The organism is Candidatus Symbiobacter mobilis CR, from assembly GCF_000477435.1.
Taxonomy (GTDB): Bacteria; Pseudomonadota; Gammaproteobacteria; order Burkholderiales; family Burkholderiaceae_C; genus Rhodoferax; species Rhodoferax mobilis.
In genome coordinates, this window is sequence record NC_022576.1 from 2,907,772 (window position 1) to 2,932,647 (window position 24,876).

Consider the following 24,876-nt stretch of genomic DNA (forward strand, 5'->3'; position numbering starts at 1 on the left):
GTTTCGTTTTCCCTGTCCTTCCACTTTTTATGGAGAGCACCCTGCCATGACCGACATGATCCTGATCGAGAAAATGCTTCGTGGTTGCGAGGCAGAAAAACTGCATCTTTCCGGCGCGATCCAGCCTTTTGGCGCGCTTCTTTGTTTGCAGAGTGAGGGGGGCACCATTAGCCATGCCAGCGCGAACCTTGCGGAATTTCTCTCCCTGGATCCGCAGGCCGTCATTGGTCGCACGCTCGATCAGGTCGTCCCCTCGCTGTCTCGTGCCATTTCTGTGCTCGCCACGACACCGGGGGAGACCGCCGTCGTTCGCAACGTGATGCAGAACGCACAGGGCCATATCGATGCGCTCCTGATACGTGGCGAGGATTTCGTCGTTGTTGAGCTTGAATACAACACCCCGCCCGCAGAGCCGATCCCCGTACAGCACTTGCAGCAGCCTTTTCTCAGCGCGCCCCAGAGCGCCGAGGACTGCGACCGCTACCACCAGCATTTGGTGGAATCTTTCCGCAAGGTCATCGGCTATGACCGGATCATGATGTACCGATTCACGCCGGATTGGTCCGGCGAGGTCGTCGCCGAGGCCACCGCCCCCGGGGTAGGGAGCTATATGGGGCTGCGCTTTCCGGCCAGCGACATCCCGGCCATTGCGCGCAACATTTACATGCTCAATCCCGCACGCATGATCCCTGACACCCAGGCTATGCCGGTGCCGGTACTCGGTTCGGAAGAACGTGTCCCGGATCTGACCCGCTCGGATGTGCGCAGCGTCTCGCCTGTCCATCTGGAATATCTGGCGAACATGGGGGTGCGTGCCTCGTTCTCCGTCCCTATCCGGATTGCCGGGCGGCTGTGGGGCCTGGTTGCGTGCCATCACCGTACCCCTTTGCCGCTCACTCCCGATCATCGCAACGCTTGCGTGATGCTCGCCAGCACCTATACCTTGGGCTTGTCGACCTATATCTCCAGCCACCGGCTCAAGGTCATCGACAGCCTCGACCGCAAGATCGATGCAGTCTTGGAAAAATTGGGTACCTACACCGACCCGCTTGACGGCATTGAAATCAACGGCCAAGCCTTGTTGGACACCGTAGGCGCCAACGGTTTCGCCATGGCGATCAAAGAAGATGTCGTCATCAATGGCGACGGCCCGGGGGTGGATGGCCTGAGCGTGATCGATGACTGGTTCGTCAACCACTGCAATGAGCTGGTGCTGAGTTCGGATCATTTGTCCGACCTGTTCCCCGATCGGCCCGAAGTGCTCCATGCAGCCAGCGGCATGCTCGCGATCAAGGCCCAGTCCCCACGCTCGGGCTGGGTGCGGTTTTATTGGTTCCGCGAAGCCGAGCCTCAACACGTGGCATGGGCTGGAAATCCCAACAAGCCCATGATCGAAAATGCTGGTGCCATGGCACTCTCCCCCCGCCGCTCTTTCGAGCGCTGGGTGGAAATCAAGAGCGACTACAGCCGTCCATGGTCCCGCGAAGAGCAGATCGTGGCCGCCAAGTTCCGTAACAACCTTCTACGCTGGCTATGACTGAAGAAACCACTCCTCCGGCCAAGACTGAGCTGCACCGCCGTATGCGGCAAGCAAGCAAGTTGGAGCACCGTACTATCGACCACCACCCTCTGCTGGCCCCGATGCTCAAGGCATCCCTGACCAAAGAACAGTATGCCCAGGCACTGGGAGCGCTGCACAGCGTGCATGCGGAAGCAGAGTCGCACATCCATGCCACGCTGGACGCGCATCCCGAATGGGCGGGGTTCCGGCCCCGGCGCAGGCTGCATCTGCTCGAAGCCGATTTGCAGGCGCTGGGTGCGCAGCCTTTTGCCAGCCCGGTGGGTTTTTCGGCCCCGCGCAGCATTGGCGAGCTTGTCGGCTTGCTGTACACGGTCGAAGGGTCGAACCTGGGTGGGCAGGTGATTGCACGCACTGTGCGCGATTTGGGCCATGGGGATCTCCCCATGCAATTCTTCGATGGGCACGGCGAAGCAGCGCGGGAACTGTGGGAGCAATTCCTGCAGTACGCCAACCGAATGTGCCCGGAGGAAGAATACGACGTAGCAGCCGCGACGGCCTATAAGCTGTTCAAAAGCATCGAAGCCCATCTCGACAAGGCTTGGGCAGCAGCGGGGCAGTGACGCAGGACTGGTCACTGCGCCTTGCCGAAACCCCAGTCTGAATGCTGGTTCTGGTTGGTTGCTGTGAGCATCAAAGGATTGGCGCGCCCTTGCTGGGCGCGTTTTTTTTGGTGCGTTTGCCTATGCGGGGCGCGTGGCTTGGCGCAGGCAGGATATGGCAGACGGCAGACGGCAGACGGCAGACGCTAACGGCATCACCCAAGCTCTGACCAGATCAGCGGCGTGCAGACACCGGTACTGGCGCACCGCCTGGCGGGGTGAAGACGATGCCTTGCGTAGCGTCGAGTGCAAAAGTGCCCTGGCTGAAGTCCTGGGGCATCGTCGCAGTGTATTTTCCGAAGGTCAAAACGACGGATCCTTCCACGCCTTGTTTGACTTCGATCCTTGCCAACTGGGCTGCGGCGATTTCTCGTTTGAGTTCTACCTCCTCGGCCAAAGAATCCCCCCAGACTTTGATCGCATGTTTTTGCGACTCCTTCACGCGCGCGAGCATTCCTCTGGGGTCACCCGATGCCTGTAACTGCCGCACCAACTTGGCCAGGTTGGACGCGCTGGCTTTTTCCTCCTCGATGCGATGTAACAGCAAGGCATACTTTTCATCGAGAGCGGAGTGATCCCCGACGATTACCCGCGTCTTGGAAGACTGTGTAGAACCCAACCAGGGAACCTGCAACAGCATGGCAGCCGTTGCCAACCCGCCCAACAGTCTGCCGCGCTGCGGGGCATTGGCCCCAATCACAATTTGATACAGCGAATGCAGGGTGCAATCGAGGGCAGATTCCGCGACCGCAATCACCGTCCCTGCGTCGATCTGGGCAGATTGGGCAAAGCGCACATGCACTGACCCCGCAGCGTGTAGATGCGAGTGGGCCACTACCCCTCCGGCCACGACGACATTCCCGCCAGCGTCCAATGAGCCGCCTTCGACCATGCCATCGACGACGATGTCCCCGCTGGCCCGCACGAGCATTCCTTGCAGCACATCCCCAGCAACATGCACCGTGCCGTCAAAGCGGACATTCCCGGTAGCCATGTTGACTTCTTTGAGGCGCAATATCGGCTCGACGATCACGCCGTTATCAACCCGTACAGGCTGCCCGTTGACATTCGCCACCAGCACATTGGGGTCATCGGCGGAGCATTCGGTACCCTGCAAATGGGGCGCGAAGTGGACATCCTTGCCTTCTCGGGCGGCCAAAACCACACCATGCACGGTGTATCCAGGGATACCCGGCACAGGCGGAATGCGCCGCATCAGAGGATTGGTGGGCATGACGGTGGGAATTTCCCCATGCTCACGGTAGTCGATCAAACCGTTGGAATCCAGACTCGGGGCGCGATCCACCGTGTCCGTCACCAGCAGCTCCAGCATGCCGTCCGTACCATGTTCGGGCGCTTTGCCTAGGGCGACGACATGACCAAGGCAGCCGTTTTCTTGGCAAGCAGCTTCGATGGCATCTTTGTCGATGCCCCGCACCACACCGGCTTGCATCAGCGCCCCCACCACGTCGGACACTGCTGCAGGCTTACCACCACGGGGGGCAATGATGTCGACGGTCGCACTCATTGCATCGGCAGCGATGGCTATGGACACCATCGCATTGACCTTGCGCGCCACCGTGGTCTTGAACTGCGCCTGCTGGATGGCGCACATGCTGGCTGTTTTGTTTAGCGCTTCATCGTCTATCTGGCACTTCCCATACCCCGCACTACACAGAAAGGCGCGTAGCGCAGCACCATCGAAAGGCTCCCGACCAGCGACAGGCTCGCTCACGAGGACGACGGTGTCCTCCACTTCTTCCAAAGAAAGTCCTGAGAGTTCCATATTGGCAGTATCTCCCCTATGACAGATGGGTGTGTACCAAGCACCGATTTGTACAACATGGGCGTGCGGTGCGGCACGGTCACGCTATCCATCGTAAAAGGGGCTGTTGTGCTGCCAAGGTGTCGGCTGGACCGGCGAGTCGCCCAGATTGAGCGGAAGAGGTACCCCGCCCCATCTGGGGACTATGCACGCGCTATACCAAGTACTGTCAAGTACCGTCAAGCCAGGAAGGCGTTGACACGCTGGACGTAGGCGGCAGGGTCTTCCGGCAGCCCGCCTTCGGCCAGCAGTGCCTGGTCGAAGAGGATATGCGCCAGATCATCGAAACGGTCGGAGCCTTCGAGCTTCTTGACCAGCGCGTGCCCGGCGTTGACTTCCAGAATCGGCTTGGTCGTCGGGGCAGTCTGCCCGGCTTGCTTGAGCATGCGGGCGAGCTGGGTGCTCATGCCGTGGTCTTGCACGACCAGGCACGCGGGGGAATTGACGAGCCTCGTTGTCACACGCACGTCTTCGGCCTTGTCCTTGAGCACGTCCTTGAGCCGCGCCAATACCGGCTTGAAGGATTCCGCCGCTTCCTCGGCAGCCTTTTTCTCGGATTCGTCTTGGAGCTTGCCCAGGTCGACCGCGCCTTTGGCCACGCTCTGCAGCGGCGTGCCGTCGAAGTCGTGCAAAAAGGTCAGCGCCCATTCGTCGACGCGGTCGGTCATCAGCAGGACTTCGATACCTTTCTTCTTGAAAATTTCGAGCTGCGGGCTGTTTTTGGCTGCGGCCAGCGTTTCGGCGGTGATGTAGTAGATGGCTTCTTGCCCTTCTTTCATGCGCGCCTTGTAGTCGGCCAGGCCCACGCTGACGGCGTCCGTCGTGGACGAAGCAAAGCGCAGCAGCTTGGCGATGCGATCCCGGTTGGCAAAGTCCTCGCCCAGGCCTTCTTTGAGGACGGCGCCGAATTCCTTGTAGAACTTGGTGTATTTGCCGTGCTTGGCCTTGTCTTCTTCGGTTTCGACGTCGGTGACTTCCTTGCCGACTGTGGCATCGCCTTCCGTGGTGTCAGGCTTGTCGGCAGGCGGCTGGTCATTGCGGGCCAGGTCTTCGAGCATTCCCAGCACCCGCTTCGTACACCCTTCGCGGATGGCTTTCACGTCGCGGCTTTCCTGTAGCAGCTCGCGGCTGACGTTGAGCGGGAGGTCGTTGGAATCGACGATCCCCTTGACGAAGCGCAGGTACGCCGGTAGCAGGGCTTCGGCGTCGTCCATGATGAACACGCGCTTGACGTAGAGCTTGACCCCTGCGGCTTTATCCCGGTTGTAGAGGTCGAAGGGCGCTTTGGAGGGGATATAGAGGAGCTGGGTGTACTCGGTGCCCCCCTCGACGCGGTTGTGCGTGTAAGCCAGCGGGAGGTCGAAGTCGTGGCTGATTTGCTTATAGAACTCGTGGTATTGCTCGACCGTGATGTCCTTTTTGGAACGTGCCCAGATCGCGTTGGCCTTGTTCACCGTCTCCCATTCGCCGGTCTTGACCATCGAGCCAGGGTTGCGGCCTTTTTTCTCGTCGCTGGGGTCAATCAGCTCGCCATCCTTCCACTCTTCCTTTTCCATCAGAATCGGCAGGCTGATGTGGTCGGAGTATTTGCCCAGGATGCTCTTCAGCTTCCATCCGTTGCAGAACTCCAGCGCATCGTCGCGGAGGTGCAGGATGACCGAAGTACCCCGTGCCGCGCGTTCGGTGGGTTCCACTTCAAAGTCGCCCACGCCTGCGCTGACCCAGCGCACCCCCTGCGCCGGACTCAGCCCGGCGCGGCGGGTTTCGACGGTGATGCGGTCTGCAACGATAAACCCCGAGTAGAACCCCACGCCGAATTGGCCGATGAGTTGCCCATGCTGGGTAGCGCTGGCGCGCTGGTCGTCGTTGAGCTTCTGGACGAAGTCCCGGGTTCCACTTTTGGCGATGGTGCCCAGGTGCTCGATGGTGTCCGCCTCACTCATCCCGATGCCGTTATCGGTGATGGTGATCGTCTGTGTGCCGGGATCAAAAGATATGCGCACTTCCAAATTGGGCGCATCTTCGTAGAGGGCTGCGTCGTGCAGGGCCTCGAAACGCAATTTGTCGCAAGCGTCGGAAGCATTGGAAATCAGCTCGCGCAGAAAAATTTCCTTGTTGGAATACAGCGAGTGGGTGACGAGGTGCAACAACTGCGCGACCTCGGCTTGAAAAGAATGTGTATGTTTGCCCATGGTTCTTCAAGTGGATGATGAAAACAACGGTGCGAACCACGTTCGCACGCCTACGACAAACTGGGGATGAACGCATCCCTTTCAAGGGCTATAGGGCGTGGAGCACATGTCGAGATATACCCCATGGGGAATATCTCGATTGCCCACAATCGATAGCGGCCCAATAAAACCATGCAATTGCTATGCAATTGGTAGTTAAAAAGGCTATGGGAGTTTTTGGGTTCAGAATAGGGGGTCGTTAAAATTCATTCTTTTTCAAAGCGGCGCGACGCAAGTTTTTGGGGCGTTTACCTATGCGACTTCTGGCCGTTCTGCTAGGCTTTTCGTGGGCCTGTTGTGCTGTAGCAGCAGATTCCATTCGAGATACCGTTCGAGACTCCATCCGTTTCGCCCCGCTGCCGATGGAAAACCGGGAGACCACGGTCAAGGCGATGGCGCCGATGGTTCACTACCTTTCGGCGCAGCTCGGCAAACCGGTGGAAATCGTGTATTTCGACCGCAATAGCGACATCGTCGATGCCCTAGTCGTCGGCAAAGTCGATCTGGCGCATGTGGGGTTATTGCCGTATGTGGATAGCCATCAGCGCAACCCGCTCGTCCATCCTCTGATCTTTTTCCGGGAATCCGATGGCAATACCCACTACCGATGCGTGCTGGTCGGGGTCACGACGGGTTCCACCCCCAAGCTGGCGGATGTGCGCGGCAAGCGTATCGGGCTGACGCAGCGCATGTCCACCTGTGGGTACCTGGGAGCCAACGCCATCGTCCGCAAGGAATTGGGCATTCCCTTGGACAAATTCCCCTACAAGTACTTAGGCTCGCATGAAGCCGTCCTGCGTGGCGTGCTGGGGGGGACGGTTGACTATGGCGTAGTCAAGGAAGAATTCGCGAACAAGTACGCCAACCTTGGCGTCACGATTCTGGCCCAGTCGTTGCCTGTCCCATCCTTGGGCATTGCAGGCAACCGCAGGACACTCGGCGATGTGTTGTTCGAACGCATTCGCACGGTGCTGTTGGCTACCCACGCAGCGGAATACGAGCGCTGGGGCTTGACGATCCGCTATGGCATGGCGGCAGCGTATGACACCGACTTCGACGCATCGCGTTCCTTCGGTGACCCTGCGTCCATCCCTCCTGAGCCTATATCTCACTAATGCCGTCATCGGCCCCGCTCCGTTCCCCCGGCTTGCTACGCCGCGTGGGAATCCTTTTTTTGGTGACGGCGGTTGCGCTGTTTGCATTGGCGTGGCAGTTCACTGGGCAGCAGTACCGTGACGAAAGTAGGCATGTCGCCGCGCAGCACCTCGTTGCGCTCGACGTGGCATACCGTGCCAGCATCGAGTCCTACCGCCTCGGTGTCGAAACGCATCTGCGCACCCAAATCGACCAGCCTGCGGTAACGGAGCTGCTTGCGCAGGCGCTGGATACCCCCAATGACCTCATGCCTCCTCTGCGGGCCAAGCTGTACCGGTTGCTTGGCCAGGTCTACGATGTACTGCAACAGGAGGGGGTGCCCAGGCTCCAATTCCACCTTGCCGACGACCGCGTGTTTTTGCGATTTCATCAGCCGGAAATGGCCGGCGATGCACTGGAAGCGATTCGTCCCTCGCTGCGCATCGTCCAAGCGGAACGGCGTCCTGTATCGGGTCTCGAAGTGGGCAAAACTTTGCCTGCGTACCGGTTCGTTTTTCCCCTCAGCCATGCGGGGCGCTTCGTCGGCAGCGCCGAGCTTGCCTTGTCTTTCGAGCAGATACACGACCACCTCCGGCTGCTTCTGCGCAGCCCGGACTGTGCGCTGTTTCTGCGCAACGAAGGGTTGCTGGATCGCATTGCCATGGAGCACCGCGAGAAGTATGTTCCTGCGTCGATCCACCCCAATTTTTTGATTGAAAACCCGCTCGTGTCGCGTATCGTCCGGGACTTCACCCTGTCGGAACTGGTCGTACGTCTGAATCCGATCCTGCGGCGCGATCCACAGGTGCAGCATGCGATGGCTTCGGGGCAGAGTTTTGCGGTACCCATGCTCCATGACGGCCAGGGGTATGCCGTGGCGTTCCTTGCCGTCGCGGACTCGGTCGAGCACAACGTGGGGTACGTCGTTTCCTACTCTTCCGTTCCCGCTTTGGCCACGCTCCACAAGAGCCTGACGGAAAAGCGCCTGGTCGTGCTACTGCTGTTGAGTGGATTGTTGTGCGCCGGGTGGATGCTGTTGGCCAGCCGGGATCGATTGCGTGCCGAGATTGGCGAGCGCAGGTATGTCGAAGAGGCCCTGCGTGCGTCGCGGCAGCAGCTTGCGGAGGTGCTCTCCACCATGCCGAGTGCGGTGTTCGTGGTCGATGCCAACGACGAGATCACGTACCTCAACGCCGAGGCCGAACGCACCTTGGGTTGGCGGGCAAAGGATGCGCTGGGCAAAAAGAGCCACGATCTGTTCCATAACCGCCGTCGCGACGGGAGCGCCTATCCTTTCATGGAGTGCCCGCTGCATGGGGCAATCACTTTGGGCCAGCGCCGGGAGATGCTCGAAGACTACCTCGTTCGCGCCGATGGCAGCTTTGTCCCCGTATGGATCACCTCGTGCCCGTTGATGCATGACGGCACGCCCGGTGGAGCCGTCGTTGCTTTCGGGGGCATTGCCGAGCGCCTGCAAATTCAAGAAACGTTGCGCAAAGCAAAGGAAGCCGCAGAAAACGCAGACCGTGCCAAGAGCGAGTTCCTTGCGAACATGAGCCACGAGATCCGCACCCCCATGAACGCGATCATCGGCCTGTCCGACCTCGCGATGGCAATGAACGATCTGGGGCCCAAGCTGCGGGACTACCTGGGGAAGATTCATACCTCCTCTCGCGCATTGCTGTCGATCCTCAATGACATCCTGGACTACTCCAAAGTCGAGGCCGGCAAGCTCGAACTCGACGAGACGGCCTTTCGCGTCGAGGAATTGCTGCTGGGGGTGGGCAATTTGTTTGGTGTCAGCGCGGAGCAAAAGGGCATCGAAATCGTCTTCGAGCTGATGCCCGACGTGCCCCATGCGCTAGTGGGCGATTCCCTGCGGCTAAGCCAGATCCTCAATAACCTCGTTGGCAATGCAGTCAAGTTCACGGAAGCCGGGGAAATCCTCGTTCGCATTGGCATCGAAGAGCGGTTGGACAACGGTCGTGTCACCTTGGAATGGAGCGTGCGCGATACCGGGATTGGAATGACCGCAGAACAGGTGGCGCGCCTGTTTCAGCCTTTTACGCAGGCCGATGGTTCCATTACGCGCCGCTACGGTGGAACGGGGCTGGGGTTGACCATCTGCCATCGTCTGGTCACTGCGATGGGAGGAACGATCCGTGTAGACAGCCATCCTGGCGCTGGAAGCCGCTTTGCATTCACCCTGACCTTCCCGATAGCCACCGAGGTGCCGAACGAACGGCCTTCCTCGGAATTGCAGGGGTTGCGGGTGCTGGTCGTCGACGACTTGGCTACATCCCGGCATATCCTTGCGGAGATCCTGAAGTCTTGGGGTTTTCCCGTCACGCAAGCTGCATCGGGGGAGGCCGCCGTGGAAGCCTTCGTACAGGCCGCAGAAGATCCGTCCACCGCGTTCGAACTCGTCTTGCTGGACTGGCAGATGCCTGGCATGGATGGGGTGGCTGTCGCCAGCCGTTTGCGCGCAGTGCAGCAAGAGCGTGCATTGCCCCCCGTATCGATGGTGCTGATGGTGACTCCTTTGCGCCGGGATGTTCTGGCGCAGCAGGCGCAGGGGGTTGAAATCGATGCCGTGCTGACCAAACCGGTGACAGCATCGGGGCTGTTCGACACGATCATCGGGTTGCAAGGTGAGCAATGGATTCCCGCTTCCTCCTCGCAGCACGTGGAATGGTTCGACTTGGCAAAGCCCATCCATGGCGCGCGCGTACTCGTCGTCGAAGACAACGACATCAATCAAGCCGTTGCGCGGGAACTGCTGGAACGCATGGGGCTGATCGTGCATGTGGCTGCCAATGGGCGGCATGCGCTCGATTGCCTGGGCAAAGAGGCCTACGACGTCGTGCTGATGGACTTGCAAATGCCAGTGATGGATGGTGTCGAAGCCACGCGGCGGATTCGGGTTCGCCCGGAATTCGCCCATTTGCCCGTCATCGCAATGACCGCAGCCGTCATGCCGAGGGATCGGGCTGCCTGCACCGAGGCAGGCATGAACGATCACGTTGGCAAACCCATCGACCCGAAGGAACTGCTGCGCGTGCTGTTGCGGTGGGTGCAGGTGGAAACGCCAGCCCTGCCGATGCGCAAGGCCCCTGCGCCGGTGGAACCAATCGTGATGTTGCCCTCTACCCTTCCTGGGTTTGACATCAGTCAGGCATTGGCGTTGCTGGGGGGAAACCGGGCGATGTTCCGGCGATTGGCTCTCCAATTTGGAGAGCAATTTGCCGATGCATCCCGAAGGATCGTCGGGTACATCGACAACGGAAACTTGCAGGAGGCCTCCGTGCTCGCACACAAGCTGGCCGGAACGGGGGGCAACCTTGGCGCGATGGGACTGCAACAGGCTGCGCGCAGGCTGGAAGCCAAGCTTGACGCCTTGCGCCTTGCCGAGGCCCCGCAGACCGGGCCGGTGGACGAGTTGTGCGCCAGGGAGCGGGTCGACTTTCAGACGGCGTTTGCACAGGCGATGCAGTCGATTGCTGTGTTGCGCGCCATGCCTGCCGCCGCCATGCACCCCGCCGAATTCTTTTGCGACCGGTGCCAATGGCACAAGGCGCGCGAGCTGATCGTGCGCATGCTGGGGATGCTGGACAACGCCGAATTCATCCCTAGCGAGATGCTGGCGGAGATGCGCGAGTGCATGGCGTGTACCCCCATGTTGCAGCAGATGGACGCGCTGAGCCGTCGTCTCGACGCTTTCGACTACACCGAGGCGCTGACGTTGTTGCAGGGGCTGGTGTGCCGTGAGGGGCACGATTTGGGCAACAAAGGCGCCGTGGCTAACAAAGGCGATACGGACAACACGCCGCAGTCATGAACGAATCGCCACCTCTTCCCGTCGTCCTGATCGTCGACGACGTGCCCGCCAACATTCGCGTGCTGGCGGAAGCATTGCGCCCGCAGTACAGGGTGCAGGTCGCCACCAGCGGGCAGGGCGCGCTCGATGTGATTGCCAGGCAGGGGGTGCCGGATCTGGTGTTGCTCGACATCATGATGCCGGACATGGACGGGTACGAGGTTTGCCGTCGTCTCAAACAGGAGTCTGCCACGGTGGGGGTACCCGTGGTTTTCGTCACCGCGCGTACAGACTTGGTCGATGAGGAACTCGGGTTGCGGTTGGGGGCGGTGGACTACATCACCAAGCCTTTCCATATCCCCGTTGTGTTGGCGCGGGTGCGCAACCACATTGCGCTCAAACAGAAGGCCGATTTGCTAGAAAAGTTTGCGTTGCTTGATGGGTTGACCAACATCCCGAACCGTCGCAGCTTCGATGAAAGCCTGGATCGGGAGTGGAAGCGTGCGCAGCGTGCATCCCAGGCGCTGGGGCTGATCATGATCGACATCGACCACTTCAAGCGGTACAACGATCGCTTGGGCCATGGCGCCGGGGACGATTGCCTGCGCACGGTCGCTTCTACCTTGGCTGCGGCATGTACCCGGCCTGGCGACATCGTCGCGCGGTATGGGGGAGAAGAATTTGTCGTGTTGCTTCCCGATACGGGGGAGGAAGGGGTGGCGCTGATTGCCGAGCGGTTGCGCAAACAAATCGAAGATTTGCGCATTCCCCATGCCTGCCCGGACGTTGCAGTGTGGGTCACTATCAGTCTGGGGGCGGAAAGCATCGTTCCGCATGTGGGCGATTCGCCTTTTGCGTTGCTCGACGGTGCCGATCGTCGGCTGTACACCGCGAAGAGCGATGGCAGGAACTGCGTTTGCAGCGCATGGAGTGGCGTTGCGCAAAGGAGTGGTGCATTTTGAAAGGACGATTCCGCAAACGGTCGGCCCTCGTCATGGAGTGGGCGTGGATCGCCTGTGTTGGCGCATGGGCGTTGTTGCCGATGCATTCGGCGCAGGCTTTGATGTTGGGGGAAGTGCGAGGGGCAGCGATATTGGGCCGCCCACTCGACATTACCGTGCAGGTGCAGCGTGCCCCGGGGGAAGAGATCGCCACGGAATGTTTCTCGGTCGATCTGTACTTTGCCGAGGCACGGCAGCAGCTCCCGAAGGTTTCCGTCGTTTCTTCCGGCGCAGCGGCGGGGTCTGTGCGTATCCGTTCCGTGGAGGCGGTCAACGAACCGGTGGTCACGGTGTTGCTTGCAGCAGCATGCGGAACGGGGGCGATGCGGCGGTACATCTTGCTTTCGGATATTCCGGCAGTGCCTGCAACGTCCCCTGTGAAGGTGGCGCTCGCTCCCGCACCGGTTGCTACTGCTGTTGCGACCGTGGCCCCAGCCAGTGCCGCCCAAGAGACGCTCTTCCTCGTGTTGCCGGAAGGTCGGCCTGCCAGCGCAGCGGTCGTCCCGGCAGCACCGGACGAGCAGCCCGTCCGGCGTACACGCCGCAAACCTGCGCAGGCAACGCCTGCCGCCGTATCGGCAACCCCAGAGACATCGGCTTCCCCAACCTCCCACCCAGCGCAGACGGCACAGCCCGCATCGCAACGCAAAGGGGCTAAGGGCGCGCGCGCTGTGTTGCGGCTCGACCCCCTGGGAGTGTTCTCGGATCGGGTTGGCACCCTGGATTCGCCGATGTCTTTTTCCCCGACAGAAGATACCCTGCTCCACGCCAAACAGATCGCCGTCTTGCAAGATGAGATGCGGATGCTGCGTGCCTTGCGCAGCGCGGACCAGGCGCAAATCGAACAGCTTCGCACAGATCTTGTACTGTTGCAGCGCGGGGGGGCACCAACCTCGTTGTCGGCCTCGTTGTCGAATTTCTCAGGCTGGGCGCGTGCGGCGTTGTGGTCTTTGTTACTGCTGACGGTGTTGGGGGGAGCGTGGTACTGGCGCACCCGTAGTGGACGGTACAGCGCGTGGTGGCATGGTGCCCCTGACTTTGGCGACCTCGCGACGATCTTCCACCCCCGCGCTGCGGAGGCCGAACCATTCCCCTTCGCTGGGGCGACGGTAGATACCCAGGTGCCGCAAACCGTTGCCGAGATGCCATCGGGAAGCCCCCTGGAGTCGGCTGCTGCACCAGGCCTCAAGCCAGAACCGGCACCGACAGTTTCCCCACAGCCGCATAGCGCGGAGCCTACGCTTGCCGTGGCGCGTCCGCAGCCTCCTGCCGCCATCGAAGAGCATCGCCTGACCTCGGAATACATCCTCGACATCCGCCAGCAGGCTGATTTCTTTGTATCCCTGGGGCAGTCGGAGCGCGCCATCGACATCCTCGTTCAGCAAATTCACGGCAATCCGGATCCCGATCCCCTGGTATATCTGGATTTGTTCGGGCTGTATCACTCCCTGGGCGCCAAGGCGGACTTCGCCATGGAAGCGGCGTCCTTTGCACAGCACTTCCACTGCAAACTGCCAGACTTTGCCGAGTTCGATGCAGAAGGGAAGGGGTTGGAGTCGTATCCCGAAGTCTTGTCCAAGATCGTTCGGTTGTGGCCCAACCAAGGTGTGATGGACTTTTTGGATCACTGCATCTACCGCGCCACCGGCAATGGGTTGGAATCTTTTGCGCTGGGCGCTTTTCGGGAATTGCTCACCTTGCGTGCGTTGGCGGAAGGCTTAAGCCATGGGGAAGGGCGGGGAGCAGAAACGCCCGTCGAGTCGATGATGGAGCGGACGATTCCCTTGCATGTGCATGCGAGCGCCGAACGCCCCCCTCTCGATTTCCACAAGGCGCCGTCCATGCCGGAGGGGGGGATGACCGCTGTACAGCCCACCGGCTCGCACGCTCCAGCCGCTTCGGAGGTCCACCTTATTCCCGCAGTCGAACAAGCCGCCAAGGCCGCACGCGACCCTGGGCTGATGTTCTCGTTGGAAGACACCCCGGCGCAGCCTTTGCCTGCCATCTCCCATCACGTAGGTGGGGTAGAGCCGGAGCCTGCACCCGAAGCAGAAGCGCCTCCCCCGGGGCTTAGTCTGTTTGCAGCGTTGCCGAACTCTTTCTTTGATGTGGAAGAGGAACCAGTGCCCCAGGCCCCCGCCCCGGCAGACATTGCGCTCCTCTTTGCCAAGGAGACAGCGGACATGGCGCCGACTGCACCATCGTCTTCCACAGCGTCACTCTTGTCGATCACCCAACCCACGGAAGAAACCCCTTCGCGGATGCTCGATCTCGATTTCTCGCACCTGACCGCAGAAGCCGAGGATCGCGTTCCCCCCAAGCCGACCTACGCGCAGCGCAAATTGCGGTAGGGGAGATGTTGGGTTTACAGGAATCGTCCGGGAAGTTTTTGCCCGCAGTGGGGGCAGGTGCCGTCGGCTGCCACGGCATTGCGGACGACGGCAAAGCCCTCGCGAACCAGCAACTCGGCATCGCAACGCGGGCAATGCGTCGTGTGCCCCCTACCGCCACGCACATTGCCTTGGTAGACGAAAGACAGCCCTTGCGAGAGGGCGATGTCGTGGCAGCGTTCCAGCGTATCGCGGGGCGTCGGCGCAATGTCGCGCAGACGATGGTTGGGGTGAAAGGCGCTCCAGTGCAGGGGAACATCCGTGCCCAGTTCGCCAGCGATCCAGCGACATAGTTCCGTGACTTCGGCGGGGGAATCGTTGTATCCCGGGATCAGCAGCGTCGTGATTTCCAACCAGACCGACGTGTGATGGCGCAGGTAGCGCAGCGTATCGAGCACGGGTTGCAGATGCGCTCCGGTCAACCGGTAGTAAAAGTCCTCGCGGAAGGACTTGAGGTCTACGTTGGCGGCGTCGATCCGTGCAAAAAATTCCTCCCTGGCCGGTGGCTGGATGTAGCCCGCAGTCACGGCGACGGTGGCAATGCCCAGCGCATGGCAGGCATCGGCCACGTCCATCGCGTACTCGGCAAAGATCACCGGCTCGTTGTACGTGAAGGCCACGCTGCGGCACCCTGCGTGTTGCGCAGCGAGCGCGACAGCCTGGGGCGTAGCGCTGGCCACCATGCGGGATAAGTCTTTGGCTTTGCTCAGCCCCCAGTTTTGGCAAAACTTGCACGCCAGGTTGCAGCCCACGGTACCGAAGGACAGGACATCGCTGCCAGGGTGGAAGTGGTAGAGCGGTTTTTTTTCGATGGGGTCTACGCACAAGCCGGAAGCACGGCCGTAGGCGTGCAGAACGAGCTGGTCCCCCACCCGCCCACGAACGAGGCAGGCGCCGTGTTGCCCTGGATGCAGCTTGCATTCCCGGGGGCACAGCCCGCACTGGAGTCTGCCGTCGTCAAGCATGCGCCCATAGAGCGCGGGGTGCGGCGTAAGGTTCGAGGCCGTCACGCGATCCACTTCACTCGATCCACTTCTGGACGGTATAGCGCAGGCAGCGCAGCTCTGGATGCCAGAAATCCGCCGCAAGCCCTGCCTTGCGCAGCAGATGCGCCACAAAGTCGCTGTGGTTGGGCAATTGCTCCCACACTTGCGGCAGGAAGGTGCCTCGGTGGTGGCCGTAGGACAGCACTACGCCATCGACCCCGACCCGCAACTGCGCCAAGAGCGCGTTACGGTCGGGGGCATGCAGCGGCTGCATGGGGGATAGGACAGAGACTTCGAGGCGTGTGCGGGCCAGCTCTTCGGCATGGAGTGGGGGAAAGCGCGGGTCATGCAAGGCGGCATGGACTGCATTGCTGCGCACGTCATCAAGCAGACTGCGGTGCGCTTCGAGCGAGCCGATACATCCGCGCAATTCGTGCAATGGCCCGCCTTGCGTCAGTGTGACGAAAGACGCACCAGGCGCTTGCAGCCAGGTGGGCAGGGGGCCTGGCGCGGGGGCAGGGTGGCCCAAAGCTTCTGCGATGGCATGGCGGGCCAGCGCCAACAGCAACGGGCCATCGGGTACGAGGCCATCGGGTGTAACGCCCACGTGCGCAACGTCCTCTTGCTGCTGCGGGGTGGAATGCGCAGACTCGGCAGGAGCGTCGAAGGCGACGGCACAGTAGCCCACCACGCGGCTGCGGTCGAGGGTCACGTCGCCGGAATTGCAGCGTCCGAGCAAGGCCGGGCGTAGGCCCTTGCGTTGCGCGGCAAGCAGCATGCCATTGATGGGAATGGCCCCGCACGCCTGTTCCCTGCGTACATCGGGGCGAAGCGCGAGGATGCTTGCGATGGTCTGGGCATCGAGGGCGCTGGCAGCATCGTGGTGCAGATAGTGCGACAAGTCCGAACTGACGAGGAGCAGTGTCTCCGGCCCGCCCCACAGCGCCAGCAACACTTGTGCGACTTCTTGCGTGCTGGCGGCGCCAACGACGAGGGGCACCAGGGAAAACTGGTCGAGGACGGTTTGCAGGAAGGGCAGTTGCACTTCCAGCGCGTGTTCCTGCGCATGGGCTGCTTCGGAAACAAGCACCTGCGGCAAATGCGCGAGCTGCGCGGTGGCCTCCGGCGCAATCGGAACCCGGCCCAAAGGGGTATCGAAGGCATCGACACCCGGCAACGCCAGCCCCTGGAGGGGGACGGTATGCGCCGGGCCGAGCAAGACGACGCGCGTGATCGTGCCCCGTGCGGCACAGAGCTTGCGGTACCCGAGCGCGGCGGTTTGCCCCGAGTACACATACCCCGCATGGGGAACGATCATCGCTTTCGGGGGAGCCGCAGCGCCTGCTGTATCTCCCAACAACGCAAGCACTTCCCGGAACAGCACGGCGGGGTCGGCGGGGTAAAACAGCCCAGCCACGGCAGCAGGACGAATACGGAGGGGGGAGGGAGTGCTATGCGGTTCCATCGGATTCCCTTCAGTTTGCATCGGGACTGGCAACCAACCTCTCCAACCCGCCCATATAGGGCTGCAATGCTGGGGGGATGCTGATCGATCCGTCCGCATTCTGGTAGTTTTCCAGCACCGCGACGAGGGTGCGGCCTACAGCCAGGCCGGAACCGTTGAGGGTATGCACCCACTCGTTTTTGCCCTGCGCGTTCTTGAACCGTGCCTGGAGCCTGCGCGCCTGAAAGTCCCCGCAGTGGGAGATGGAGCTGATTTCACGGTATGCGTTTTGCCCAGGCAACCAGACTTCGAGGTCGAAGGTGCGGCAAGCGGCAAATCCCAAATCGCCCGTACACAGCTCGACGACCCGGTACGCCAGGCCCAGCTTTTGCAGAATGGCTTCGGCGTGGTGGGTCATCGATTCCAAGGCGGCGTCGGCGGCGTCGGGGTGGACGATCTGCACCATCTCGACTTTGTCGAACTGATGCTGGCGGATCAGCCCTCGGGTATCGCGTCCGGCGCTCCCGGCTTCGGAACGGAAGCAGGGGGTATGTGCGGTCAGCAGGATGGGCAGGGCGCTTTCGGCGAGCAAGGTGTCCTGCACGAAGTTCGTCAGGGTGACTTCCGCTGTCGGGATCAGGTACATCGCGCCGTCGTCCTGTGCTTCCTCGCCGTCTTGCCCGCCCTTTTTCGCGGCGAACAGGTCGGCCTCGAATTTGGGGAGCTGCCCCGTTCCCCGCAGCGCATGGGCGCGGACGATGTAGGGCGTGTAGCACTCGGTGTAGCCGTGCTGGGTGGTGTGGACGTCCAGCATGAACTGCGCCAGCGCACGGTGCAGCCGCGCAATGGGGCCGCGCAGCACAGCAAAGCGCGCGCCGGAGAGTTTGGTGGCGGTATCGAAATCCAGCCCCAAGGGGGCACCGATGTCAACGTGGTCCCGCACAGGGAACGCAAAGCCGGGGATGTCCCACTCGGGGCTCCAGTTTCGACGCACGATGTTGGCGGATTCATTGCTGCCCACGGGTATCCGCTCGTCGGGCAGATTGGGGACGGCCAGCAGCATCGTTTGCAGCGCAGCCTGAAGCTCTTCGAGCCGCTGCGAGCAGGTTTCGAGTTCGGCGTTGGCGGCCTCCACCTGGGCAAGCAGATCGTCCGCAGGGGTGTCGGGTTCCTGGGATTTGAGGATGCCGATCTGCTTGCTGAGCGTTTTGCGCTGGGATTGCAGGGCTTCGGTGCGAATCTGCACGCCCTTGCGCTCGGACTCCAACGCGGCAAAACGCGCCTCGTCCAGAAAGGGTTGCGGGGTTTTGCGGGTTTGCAGGCGGCGCAGTGCGCTATCGAGGTCTTTGCGCAGAAGTTGGATGTCTAGCATGGTGCAACGAGGTTGTGGTGAGGCCAGAGGACATTACTGGGAAAGTCGCGAAGCGGCTTCTCGACGCTCCCCTCGCCCAGTGGGAGAGGGGCTGGGGGGTGAGGGAAATGGTCAGGCGGATTCGATGCGCAATCCCTTGGGCAAGGGGAATTTGACAGTTTCCTCCTTGCCTGCCAGGGTTTGCACCGTTGTCGCGCCCCATGCGCGCAGGCGGGCTACGACTTCATCGACGAGGATCTCCGGTGCGGAAGCACCGGCAGTCACCCCGACCGTTGCACAGCCGCTGAGCCACGCATCGTGCAGGTCGCTTGCGGAGTCGATGCGATAACTGGGGATTCCGCATCGGCGGGACACTTCGGCAAGCCGGTTGGTATTGGAACTGTTCGGGCTGCCGACGACGAGCATCACATCGACCTGGGAACACATCGTCTTGACGGCATCTTGTCTGTTCTGCGTGGCGTAGCAGATGTCCTGCTGCTTGGGTTCGCGGATGCCAGGAAAGCGCTGGCGGATCGCCTGGGTTAGCTCCATGGTGTCGTCCACGCTCAATGTCGTCTGCGTGACCAGCGCGAGCCGTTGCGATTGGGCAGGCTTGATGCGCCAGACATCGTCGATCTGTTCGATGAGATGGATGCCTGCGTCGAGCTGCCCCATCGTCCCCTCGACTTCGGGGTGGCCCCGGTGGCCGATCATCAGGAATTCGTAGCCCTCTCGCAGCAGTTTGGCAACCTCGACGTGTACCTTGGTGACCAGCGGGCAGGTGGCGTCGAACACGCGCAGCCCGCGTTCCTGGGCTTCGCGCCGAACGGCCTGGGGCACCCCGTGGGCCGAAAACACGAGCGTCGCGCCCGCAGGCACGGCATCGAGCGTTTCGATGAAGACGGCCCCCAGCGTTTGCAGGCGTTGGACGACGTGGGTGTTGTGGACGATCTCGTGCCGAACATAGATGGGGGCGCCAAACTTGGCCAGCGCCCGTTCCACGACTTCGATGGCCCGGTCGACCCCCGCACAAAACCCCCGGGGCTGGGCCAGATACACCACGGCCCCTTCGGCAAGGATACGCTTGGGGCCTGCTGCGGCGGTTGCCGTCATAGCACGCTAATGATCTGCACTTCGAAGCGCACTGGCTGCCCGGCCAAGGGATGATTGAAATCCAGACGGATGGCATCGCCATTCTTGCCTGTGCGGAATTCGAGGATGACCCCCGCGAATTCACCCTCCCCGTTCGGAGTGGGGAAGTGCAGCACGTCACCCACGGCGTAGTCTTCCCCCGGTAGGCCCATGTCGATCACCTCCTGGCGTGCGAGCCATTGCAGCATCACGGGGTTGCGCTCGCCAAAAGCCACTCCGGCAGGCAGCTCGAACACAGTGTGTGTGTCTTCCGCCATTCCGAATAGGCAGGCTTCCAATGCCGGGGCAAGCAGGCCCGTGCCGAGCGTCAGCGTTGCCGGGGTGCCGGGGAAAGTATTGACGACATCACCCTTGGGGCCGCTGAGGCGGTAATGCAGGGTCAGGAAAGACCCGGGCTGGATGACGGCGGGGGCAGTGGACATGGAGGTTTACTGTGCAGGGCAGTCGATGCTACCAAGAATCGAGGAATCGGGCGCTTTTTCCAAGGATTCCCCCTCTGCGGTCAACGCATACACTGCACGCGGCACGCCGGGTTGGCGCCCGGTGCGTCGTTGGCATATTTCCCCACCGCCCCATGTCGATCACAGTATTTTTGGCCCAGCGGGTTCCTGTGCAAGTCGCGAAGCGGCTTCTCGAAACTCCCCTCGCCCAGCGGGAGAGGGGCAGGGGGTGAGGGAAACTGCCATGGCTTTCCTGATTCTGGGTGTCTGTGCAAAGTCATGGCAGTTTTATCGGTTTGTCGTTCGTGATGGGTTGTCTGTAGTGGGTTGTCTGTAATGGGTGCATCGATCAAGGACTTCCCCCCCGACGCCCGCCCACGTGAAAAGCTCTTGCAGCGTGGCGCGGCTGCGCTCAGCGACGTCGAGCTGTTGGCCATCCTGCTGCGTACCGGCATGGCTGGCAAGGGCGTGATGCAGATGGCGCAGGAACTGCTGGATGTCGGCGGAACGATGGGGTTTGGGGGGATCGCGGGCTTGCTTCATGCCAGCGCCCGGGACCTGGAACGAGTCAAAGGGCTAGGCCCCGCCAAGCGTGCGGAGTTGCTGGCCGTGCTGGAACTGGCTCGGCGTGCGCTGGCGCAGCAGATGCAGGAGCGCAGCGTGCTCAATACCCCAAGTTTGGTGAAGGACTATGTGCGCCTGCACCTGGGGGAGCGGACGCAAGAAGTCTTTGCCGTGCTCTTTCTCGATGCCCAAAACCGCCTGCTGGCCTTTCGCGAACTGTTTTTCGGCACACTGACGCAAACCAGCGTCCACCCGCGCGAGGTCGTCGTCGCCGCGCTGCAAGCGCAAGCCAATGCGGTGATCCTGGCGCACAACCACCCTAGCGGGAATCTGCAACCTTCCCGCAGCGACGAGGCGCTGACCCAGACCTTGCGCTCCGCACTGGCCCTCATCGACATCCGCGTGCTCGACCACATCATCGTCAGCCCGGCAGGCGCTATGTCGATGGCAGAGCAAGGGTTGGTGTAGAAACCGGCACCCCGGCGGCAGGCACAGTCCACCAGATATCGACCCATGTCCGAGCACCCCACCGAACCGCTCGTAAGCGTGCTGATCCCCACGCACAACCGGCCGGATTACCTGGAAGTGGCGCTGCGCAGTGCCTTGGCGCAGCGCTATGCCAACCTCGAAATCGTCGTCAGCGACAACGGTGACGATGACCTGACAGCGCAAAGAATCCAGCCGTACTTGCAGGCGCATCCGCACATCCGATATTTCCGTCGGCAGGGAATGAGCGCCACCGAGAACTGGGACAAATGCATGGAGCTGTCCCGGGGCGAGTACCTCAATTACCTGATGGACGACGATGCGTTCCACCCGGACAAGATCAGCCGGATGATGCAGTGTTTCCAAGCGCATCCCGACGTCGGGCTGGTGACCTCGTTTCGCCAGCTCATTGACGAGCGGGGGAACCCTTTGCCACCGGTCGAAGGCACGGAACGCCTGTTTGCGCAGGACACCATGGTGACGGGTTCGTCCTTTGGCCGCTACATCCTGGCACTGGGCAGCAATCTCATCGGCGAGCCGACCACCGTGCTGTTCCGCCGCGCCGACTTGCGCGGGCCATTTGGCACCTTTCTGGATCGACGCTATACCGTGCTCAGCGACATCGCCACCTGGCTATCGATCCTGGCGCGGTGGGACGCCGTGTACCTCGTCGATCCCATGAGCTATTTCCGCATCCATTTTCAGCAAGACCAGCGGGACAACAGTACCCGCCTGCGCGCCTCGCTGGAATGGATGACGCTGTTTCTGGATTCGCACGAGCATGGGCTGTTTTCCGAGGAAGAGCCTGCTTTTCTCGACCTCCTCGCCGCCAAGCTCGGCGGGCTGAGCCAGTATTTGACGTTGCACTATCCATCGATCCGGGGGGGAAGCATCCCCGCGCAGGATATCGTCGATGGGATGCAGCGTTGTTTCCATGCCCTGCTACACCGGCAGGGTGCTCCGTCGCCCCTCGATTCGCCTCCCTCCGGCACATCCGGAACCCACGTTGCCAGCAAAGGTAGACCATGACGATCCGCAACATTCCCCTTATCGCCGTCTCGTACAACTCCGCAGAATTGGTCAGCGACCTATTGACCACCTTTCGCAAGTACTACGACAACCCCGTGTACCTGATCGACGGATCCGAGGCGTCGCGGTACGCAGATATCGAAAAAGTCGTTTCGGCCTTCCATGGGGTGCAGTGCATCCACTTCGAGCACAACATTCACCATGGGCCGGGGATGGCATGGGCTATCGAGAACCTGCCCTTGGCGGGGCGGGTGCTTTTTCTGGATTCCGATATTTACGTGCTGTACCGGGGCTTTCTCGAATCGCTGGACAGTGTGTTGCAGCCGGGGATGTATGGCGTGGGTCGGATCAACCACGTCAATGAGGAAGGCTTCGATGTCGAATACACCGAAGGCGCCATCCCCTATCTGCACCCGGCATGCATGTTGTGCAATGTCGAAGTGATGCGCCAGTGGCCTATGCCTACCCGCCACGGCGCGCCGATGATCGAGCCGATGAAGGCGATCCAGACCAGCAAGGCGACGCAATTGCTAGGTCATGTTCCTTGGTTGGAGAACGACTTCCGCCCGGAGAGCCAAAAGATTTTTCTGCGGCATGACTGGAGGGGGACGGTGCTGCGTTCCGGCACGTACCACCTCGACGAATGGATGGGCAATGCCAAGGAATTGGCCGCTTTTCAGCGTGGGGTGCTGGGGTGCGTTCCCCCTGCCGCCAAGCGGGTGGTACACCTGAGCAGCGGTTCTGGCGGCCTGTTGCGTGCGTACAAGCAGACGTATCCAGATAGCCATTGCACCGGGGTATACGCTGACAGGCTGGCATGCAGCCTGGCGGAATCGAGCTGCGATGTCTTGGTCGAAGTGGCGGACGTTGCGGCGCTGGCCAGTGTTGATCTCGACGCGCTGGGCGCGGCGGATTGCTGGATCCTCGAAGACCTGCTCGAATGCATCGCAGACCCCTGGGACTTTCTGCGCCGTTTGCGCAAGGTGATGCCTGCGACGGCGACGGTCGTTGCCTACGTTCCCAATGTGCAGCACTGGATGATGCTGGCCAAGCTGGCCATCGGCGATTTCCGCTATGCGCAGGTGGAATTGCTGCGCAAAAGCCAGCTTCGCTTCTTCAGCCGCCTGACCTTGCTGGAAACGTTCCAGGAATGCGGATTCCGCATTACCGGGGGTTTTCCGCGCATCCATCCGGGTATCGACAACGAGGCATTTGTGCAAGTTGCGGCGCAATTGGCCGCCTTGGCCGGGGGCAATGCCGGGACAGCGGCGCAGGATGCCCGCGCCATCGGCATCGTCGTCAGCGCGATGCCTGGGGCGTAGTGCAGGGCGTAGCGGCTGCATTGCGCAGCGTGCGCAGGACTGTTTGGTAGCCCCCGTCGGCGTCGGGGGCAGAAAACACGGCATTGCCCACCACGCAAACGTCTGCGCCGCATTCGGCGAGCTGGCCGATGTTCCCGGCGTGGACACCTCCGTCGACTTCCAGCAGGATCGGCGCTCCCCCTGTCGCTTGGTGTGCGTCGATACGCGCCCGCACGGCGCGCAGCTTGTCGAAGATCGACGCAATCAGCGTCTGCCCGCCGAACCCGGGGTTGACGCCCATCAGCAGGATCAGGTCGAGCCTGTCCATCACATGGTCGAGCCACGAGACGGGCGTTGCGGGGTTGAGCACCAAGCCTGCCTTGCACCCCAGTTCACGGATCGTCGATAGGGTGCGATCCACATGCCGGCTGGCTTCGGGGTGAAAGGTCAGCAAGTTGGCCCCCGCAGCGGCAAACAGGGGCAATAGCGCATCGACGGGTTCGACCATCAGATGCACGTCGATGGGCATGTGCACATGGCGGCGCACGGCCTGGCACACCATAGGCCCCACCGTCAGATTGGGCACGTAGTGGTTGTCCATCACGTCGAAGTGCAGCCAGTCCGCTCCGGCGTGTTCCACGGCTCGGGCCTCCTCCCCCAGGCGGGAAAAGTCTGCGGAAAGGAGCGAAGGGGCGAGCATCATGGTCAAGATTCAGGGATGGGCGATAGACAAGGACAGGGCCAGTGTGCGCGGCACCGTAGCGCAGGAACCGCAATGTACTGGAGGTATAGGAGGATTCCGGGGGCCACTTTCTAGGAACCTATTCCAGTAGGGGCTACGCCATCGCATTGCACGCGGCGGCGGTGCTCGGAATCTTCATGTACTGCAAGGTCATTCCGGTTCCTGCGCCACGCACACTGCTTCGGCTCGCCTGCCTACTGAAATAGTCGACCAACTGGCACCGATATGCCACCAGCATCAGCAGCGACATCGTGCCCTTCTCAACGGCGATTTCCATCAGGCCAAAACTGCCTCGCCACTACATCCACTTGCCCTGCAAACCATCATGGACTATCTGGGGTAACGGGTCTTTGCCATTGCCCGGGCTTCTGCCATGGTTGCTCGAGTCTGCGCGCGGGGTGCCTTTTGAGTCATCGGATCATTCTGTGATCACAGCGAATCCACGCAGCCATGGTTCGAGGTGGGCAATATCAAAGGTACCCGACTCGAACATCTGCATCATCTCCGCGTAGATCTGCGTTGGCATGCGTTGTAAGCGCCAGCCATTGATGCGCAAGAACACGTCGGCAGCTGCAAAGGCGATGCGCTTGTTGCCGTCGACGAACGGATGGTTGATTGCCAGGCTTTCGATCAGCGCCGCAGCCTCGGCCACGATGTCGTCGTAGTACCCCGTCTGCGGGCGGAACAGTGCGGCCTTCAGCGCCCCGGGATCGCGCACGCCCGATGTACCGCCGTAACGCTGCATCAGCACTGTATGCATGCCGAGCACATCGGCTACGGTCAGGTAATCGTGCGGCACGGC

The 24,876-nt window shown here is 61.5% G+C and carries 19 protein-coding genes; 9 read left to right on the plus strand and 10 right to left on the minus strand.

Annotated elements, in window-relative coordinates:
- Positions 1-46: 46 nt before the first annotated feature.
- A complete protein-coding gene (locus CENROD_RS11885) occupies positions 47-1,537 on the plus strand; it encodes a GAF domain-containing protein (RefSeq protein WP_022776626.1) in 1,491 nt (496 codons plus the stop codon).
- On the plus strand, positions 1,534-2,142 hold the full coding sequence (locus CENROD_RS12775; protein ID WP_022776627.1) for a biliverdin-producing heme oxygenase: 609 nt from the start codon (positions 1,534-1,536) through the stop codon (positions 2,140-2,142). The genes CENROD_RS11885 and CENROD_RS12775 overlap by 4 nt, the downstream gene beginning before the upstream one ends.
- A 214-nt stretch (positions 2,143-2,356) precedes the next feature.
- On the opposite strand, the gene CENROD_RS12780 is transcribed toward CENROD_RS12775, so the two are convergent.
- A complete protein-coding gene (locus tag CENROD_RS12780) occupies positions 2,357-3,967 on the minus strand; it encodes a DUF342 domain-containing protein (protein ID WP_022776628.1) in 1,611 nt (536 codons plus the stop codon).
- Between the two features lie 218 nt (positions 3,968-4,185).
- Positions 4,186-6,198: a molecular chaperone HtpG gene (htpG, locus tag CENROD_RS11900; RefSeq protein WP_022776630.1), complete on the minus strand. Its 2,013-nt coding sequence runs from the start codon at positions 6,196-6,198 to the stop codon at positions 4,186-4,188.
- A gap of 293 nt (positions 6,199-6,491) precedes the next feature.
- On the opposite strand from htpG, the gene CENROD_RS11905 reads away from it, so the two are divergent.
- The 4 genes from CENROD_RS11905 (at position 6,492) to CENROD_RS11920 (ending at position 14,540) form a co-directional block, all read left to right on the plus strand.
- Positions 6,492-7,352 carry a PhnD/SsuA/transferrin family substrate-binding protein gene (locus CENROD_RS11905; RefSeq protein ID WP_041193606.1) on the plus strand — a complete coding sequence of 287 codons (861 nt, stop codon included), beginning with the start codon at positions 6,492-6,494 and terminating at the stop codon, positions 7,350-7,352.
- A gap of 62 nt (positions 7,353-7,414) precedes the next feature.
- Complete coding sequence (locus tag CENROD_RS12785; RefSeq protein ID WP_238551863.1) at positions 7,415-11,209, plus strand: response regulator; 3,795 nt, start codon at positions 7,415-7,417, stop codon at positions 11,207-11,209.
- A complete protein-coding gene (locus tag CENROD_RS11915; protein WP_022776633.1) occupies positions 11,206-12,150 on the plus strand; it encodes a diguanylate cyclase in 945 nt (314 codons plus the stop codon). Before CENROD_RS12785 ends, CENROD_RS11915 begins: the two co-directional genes overlap by 4 nt.
- The gene (locus tag CENROD_RS11920) at positions 12,147-14,540 is read left to right on the plus strand and encodes a type IV pilus assembly protein FimV (protein WP_151194634.1); all 2,394 of its coding nucleotides are present in this window, start codon (positions 12,147-12,149) and stop codon (positions 14,538-14,540) included. Before CENROD_RS11915 ends, CENROD_RS11920 begins: the two co-directional genes overlap by 4 nt.
- Positions 14,541-14,554: 14 nt before the next feature.
- Here CENROD_RS11920 and amrS read toward each other — a convergent pair whose 3' ends face one another.
- From amrS to CENROD_RS11945, 5 genes are all read right to left on the minus strand, one after another.
- A complete protein-coding gene (amrS, locus tag CENROD_RS11925) occupies positions 14,555-15,589 on the minus strand; it encodes an AmmeMemoRadiSam system radical SAM enzyme (protein ID WP_238551783.1) in 1,035 nt (344 codons plus the stop codon).
- 10 nt (positions 15,590-15,599) lie between these two features.
- Positions 15,600-17,030: an AmmeMemoRadiSam system protein B gene (gene amrB, locus CENROD_RS11930; protein ID WP_022776636.1), complete on the minus strand. Its 1,431-nt coding sequence runs from the start codon at positions 17,028-17,030 to the stop codon at positions 15,600-15,602.
- Between the two features lie 10 nt (positions 17,031-17,040).
- A complete protein-coding gene (gene serS, locus CENROD_RS11935) occupies positions 17,041-18,381 on the minus strand; it encodes a serine--tRNA ligase (RefSeq protein ID WP_022776637.1) in 1,341 nt (446 codons plus the stop codon).
- 111 nt (positions 18,382-18,492) lie between these two features.
- Positions 18,493-19,473, minus strand: coding sequence for a 4-hydroxy-3-methylbut-2-enyl diphosphate reductase (gene ispH, locus CENROD_RS11940; protein ID WP_022776638.1), 981 nt, complete (start codon positions 19,471-19,473; stop codon positions 18,493-18,495).
- Entirely contained in the window at positions 19,470-19,934 is a 465-nt protein-coding gene (locus CENROD_RS11945) for an FKBP-type peptidyl-prolyl cis-trans isomerase (protein WP_022776639.1), read from the minus strand. Before CENROD_RS11945 ends, ispH begins: the two co-directional genes overlap by 4 nt.
- A gap of 354 nt (positions 19,935-20,288) precedes the next feature.
- Here CENROD_RS11945 and radC point away from each other — a divergent pair, with 354 nt between their 5' ends.
- Genes radC through CENROD_RS11960 form a run of 3 tightly spaced genes read left to right on the plus strand, consistent with a single transcriptional unit; the run spans position 20,289 to position 23,353 of the window.
- Positions 20,289-20,984, plus strand: coding sequence for a RadC family protein (gene radC / locus CENROD_RS11950; RefSeq protein ID WP_022776641.1), 696 nt, complete (start codon positions 20,289-20,291; stop codon positions 20,982-20,984).
- 45 nt (positions 20,985-21,029) lie between these two features.
- A complete protein-coding gene (locus CENROD_RS11955) occupies positions 21,030-22,031 on the plus strand; it encodes a glycosyltransferase family 2 protein (RefSeq protein WP_022776642.1) in 1,002 nt (333 codons plus the stop codon).
- Complete coding sequence (locus CENROD_RS11960; protein ID WP_022776643.1) at positions 22,028-23,353, plus strand: class I SAM-dependent methyltransferase; 1,326 nt, start codon at positions 22,028-22,030, stop codon at positions 23,351-23,353. The genes CENROD_RS11955 and CENROD_RS11960 overlap by 4 nt, the downstream gene beginning before the upstream one ends.
- On the opposite strand, the gene rpe is transcribed toward CENROD_RS11960, so the two are convergent.
- The 3 genes from rpe to CENROD_RS11975 all read right to left on the minus strand — a co-directional run bounded on the left by rpe (position 23,331) and on the right by CENROD_RS11975 (position 24,873).
- A complete protein-coding gene (rpe, locus tag CENROD_RS11965; RefSeq protein WP_041193610.1) occupies positions 23,331-24,035 on the minus strand; it encodes a ribulose-phosphate 3-epimerase in 705 nt (234 codons plus the stop codon). The genes CENROD_RS11960 and rpe overlap by 23 nt on opposite strands.
- Positions 24,036-24,168: 133 nt before the next feature.
- A complete protein-coding gene (locus CENROD_RS11970; protein WP_022776646.1) occupies positions 24,169-24,351 on the minus strand; it encodes a hypothetical protein in 183 nt (60 codons plus the stop codon).
- Between the two features lie 141 nt (positions 24,352-24,492).
- Positions 24,493-24,873, minus strand: a complete 381-nt coding sequence (locus CENROD_RS11975) for a type II toxin-antitoxin system death-on-curing family toxin (protein ID WP_022776647.1) — start codon at positions 24,871-24,873, stop codon at positions 24,493-24,495.
- Positions 24,874-24,876: the final 3 nt, after the last annotated feature.

Coding starts and splice junctions, on each gene's coding strand:
- CENROD_RS11885 (WP_022776626.1), top strand. CDS start 47: ATGACCGACATGATCCTGATCGAGAAAATGCTTCGTGGTTGCGAGGCA.
- CENROD_RS12775 (WP_022776627.1), top strand. CDS start 1,534: ATGACTGAAGAAACCACTCCTCCGGCCAAGACTGAGCTGCACCGCCGT.
- CENROD_RS12780 (WP_022776628.1), bottom strand. CDS start 3,967: ATGGAACTCTCAGGACTTTCTTTGGAAGAAGTGGAGGACACCGTCGTC.
- htpG (WP_022776630.1), bottom strand. CDS start 6,198: ATGGGCAAACATACACATTCTTTTCAAGCCGAGGTCGCGCAGTTGTTG.
- CENROD_RS11905 (WP_041193606.1), top strand. CDS start 6,492: ATGCGACTTCTGGCCGTTCTGCTAGGCTTTTCGTGGGCCTGTTGTGCT.
- CENROD_RS11915 (WP_022776633.1), top strand. CDS start 11,206: ATGAACGAATCGCCACCTCTTCCCGTCGTCCTGATCGTCGACGACGTG.
- amrB (WP_022776636.1), bottom strand. CDS start 17,030: ATGGAACCGCATAGCACTCCCTCCCCCCTCCGTATTCGTCCTGCTGCC.
- serS (WP_022776637.1), bottom strand. CDS start 18,381: ATGCTAGACATCCAACTTCTGCGCAAAGACCTCGATAGCGCACTGCGC.
- ispH (WP_022776638.1), bottom strand. CDS start 19,473: ATGACGGCAACCGCCGCAGCAGGCCCCAAGCGTATCCTTGCCGAAGGG.
- CENROD_RS11945 (WP_022776639.1), bottom strand. CDS start 19,934: ATGTCCACTGCCCCCGCCGTCATCCAGCCCGGGTCTTTCCTGACCCTG.
- radC (WP_022776641.1), top strand. CDS start 20,289: ATGGGTGCATCGATCAAGGACTTCCCCCCCGACGCCCGCCCACGTGAA.
- CENROD_RS11955 (WP_022776642.1), top strand. CDS start 21,030: ATGTCCGAGCACCCCACCGAACCGCTCGTAAGCGTGCTGATCCCCACG.
- CENROD_RS11960 (WP_022776643.1), top strand. CDS start 22,028: ATGACGATCCGCAACATTCCCCTTATCGCCGTCTCGTACAACTCCGCA.
- rpe (WP_041193610.1), bottom strand. CDS start 24,035: ATGATGCTCGCCCCTTCGCTCCTTTCCGCAGACTTTTCCCGCCTGGGG.
- CENROD_RS11970 (WP_022776646.1), bottom strand. CDS start 24,351: ATGGAAATCGCCGTTGAGAAGGGCACGATGTCGCTGCTGATGCTGGTG.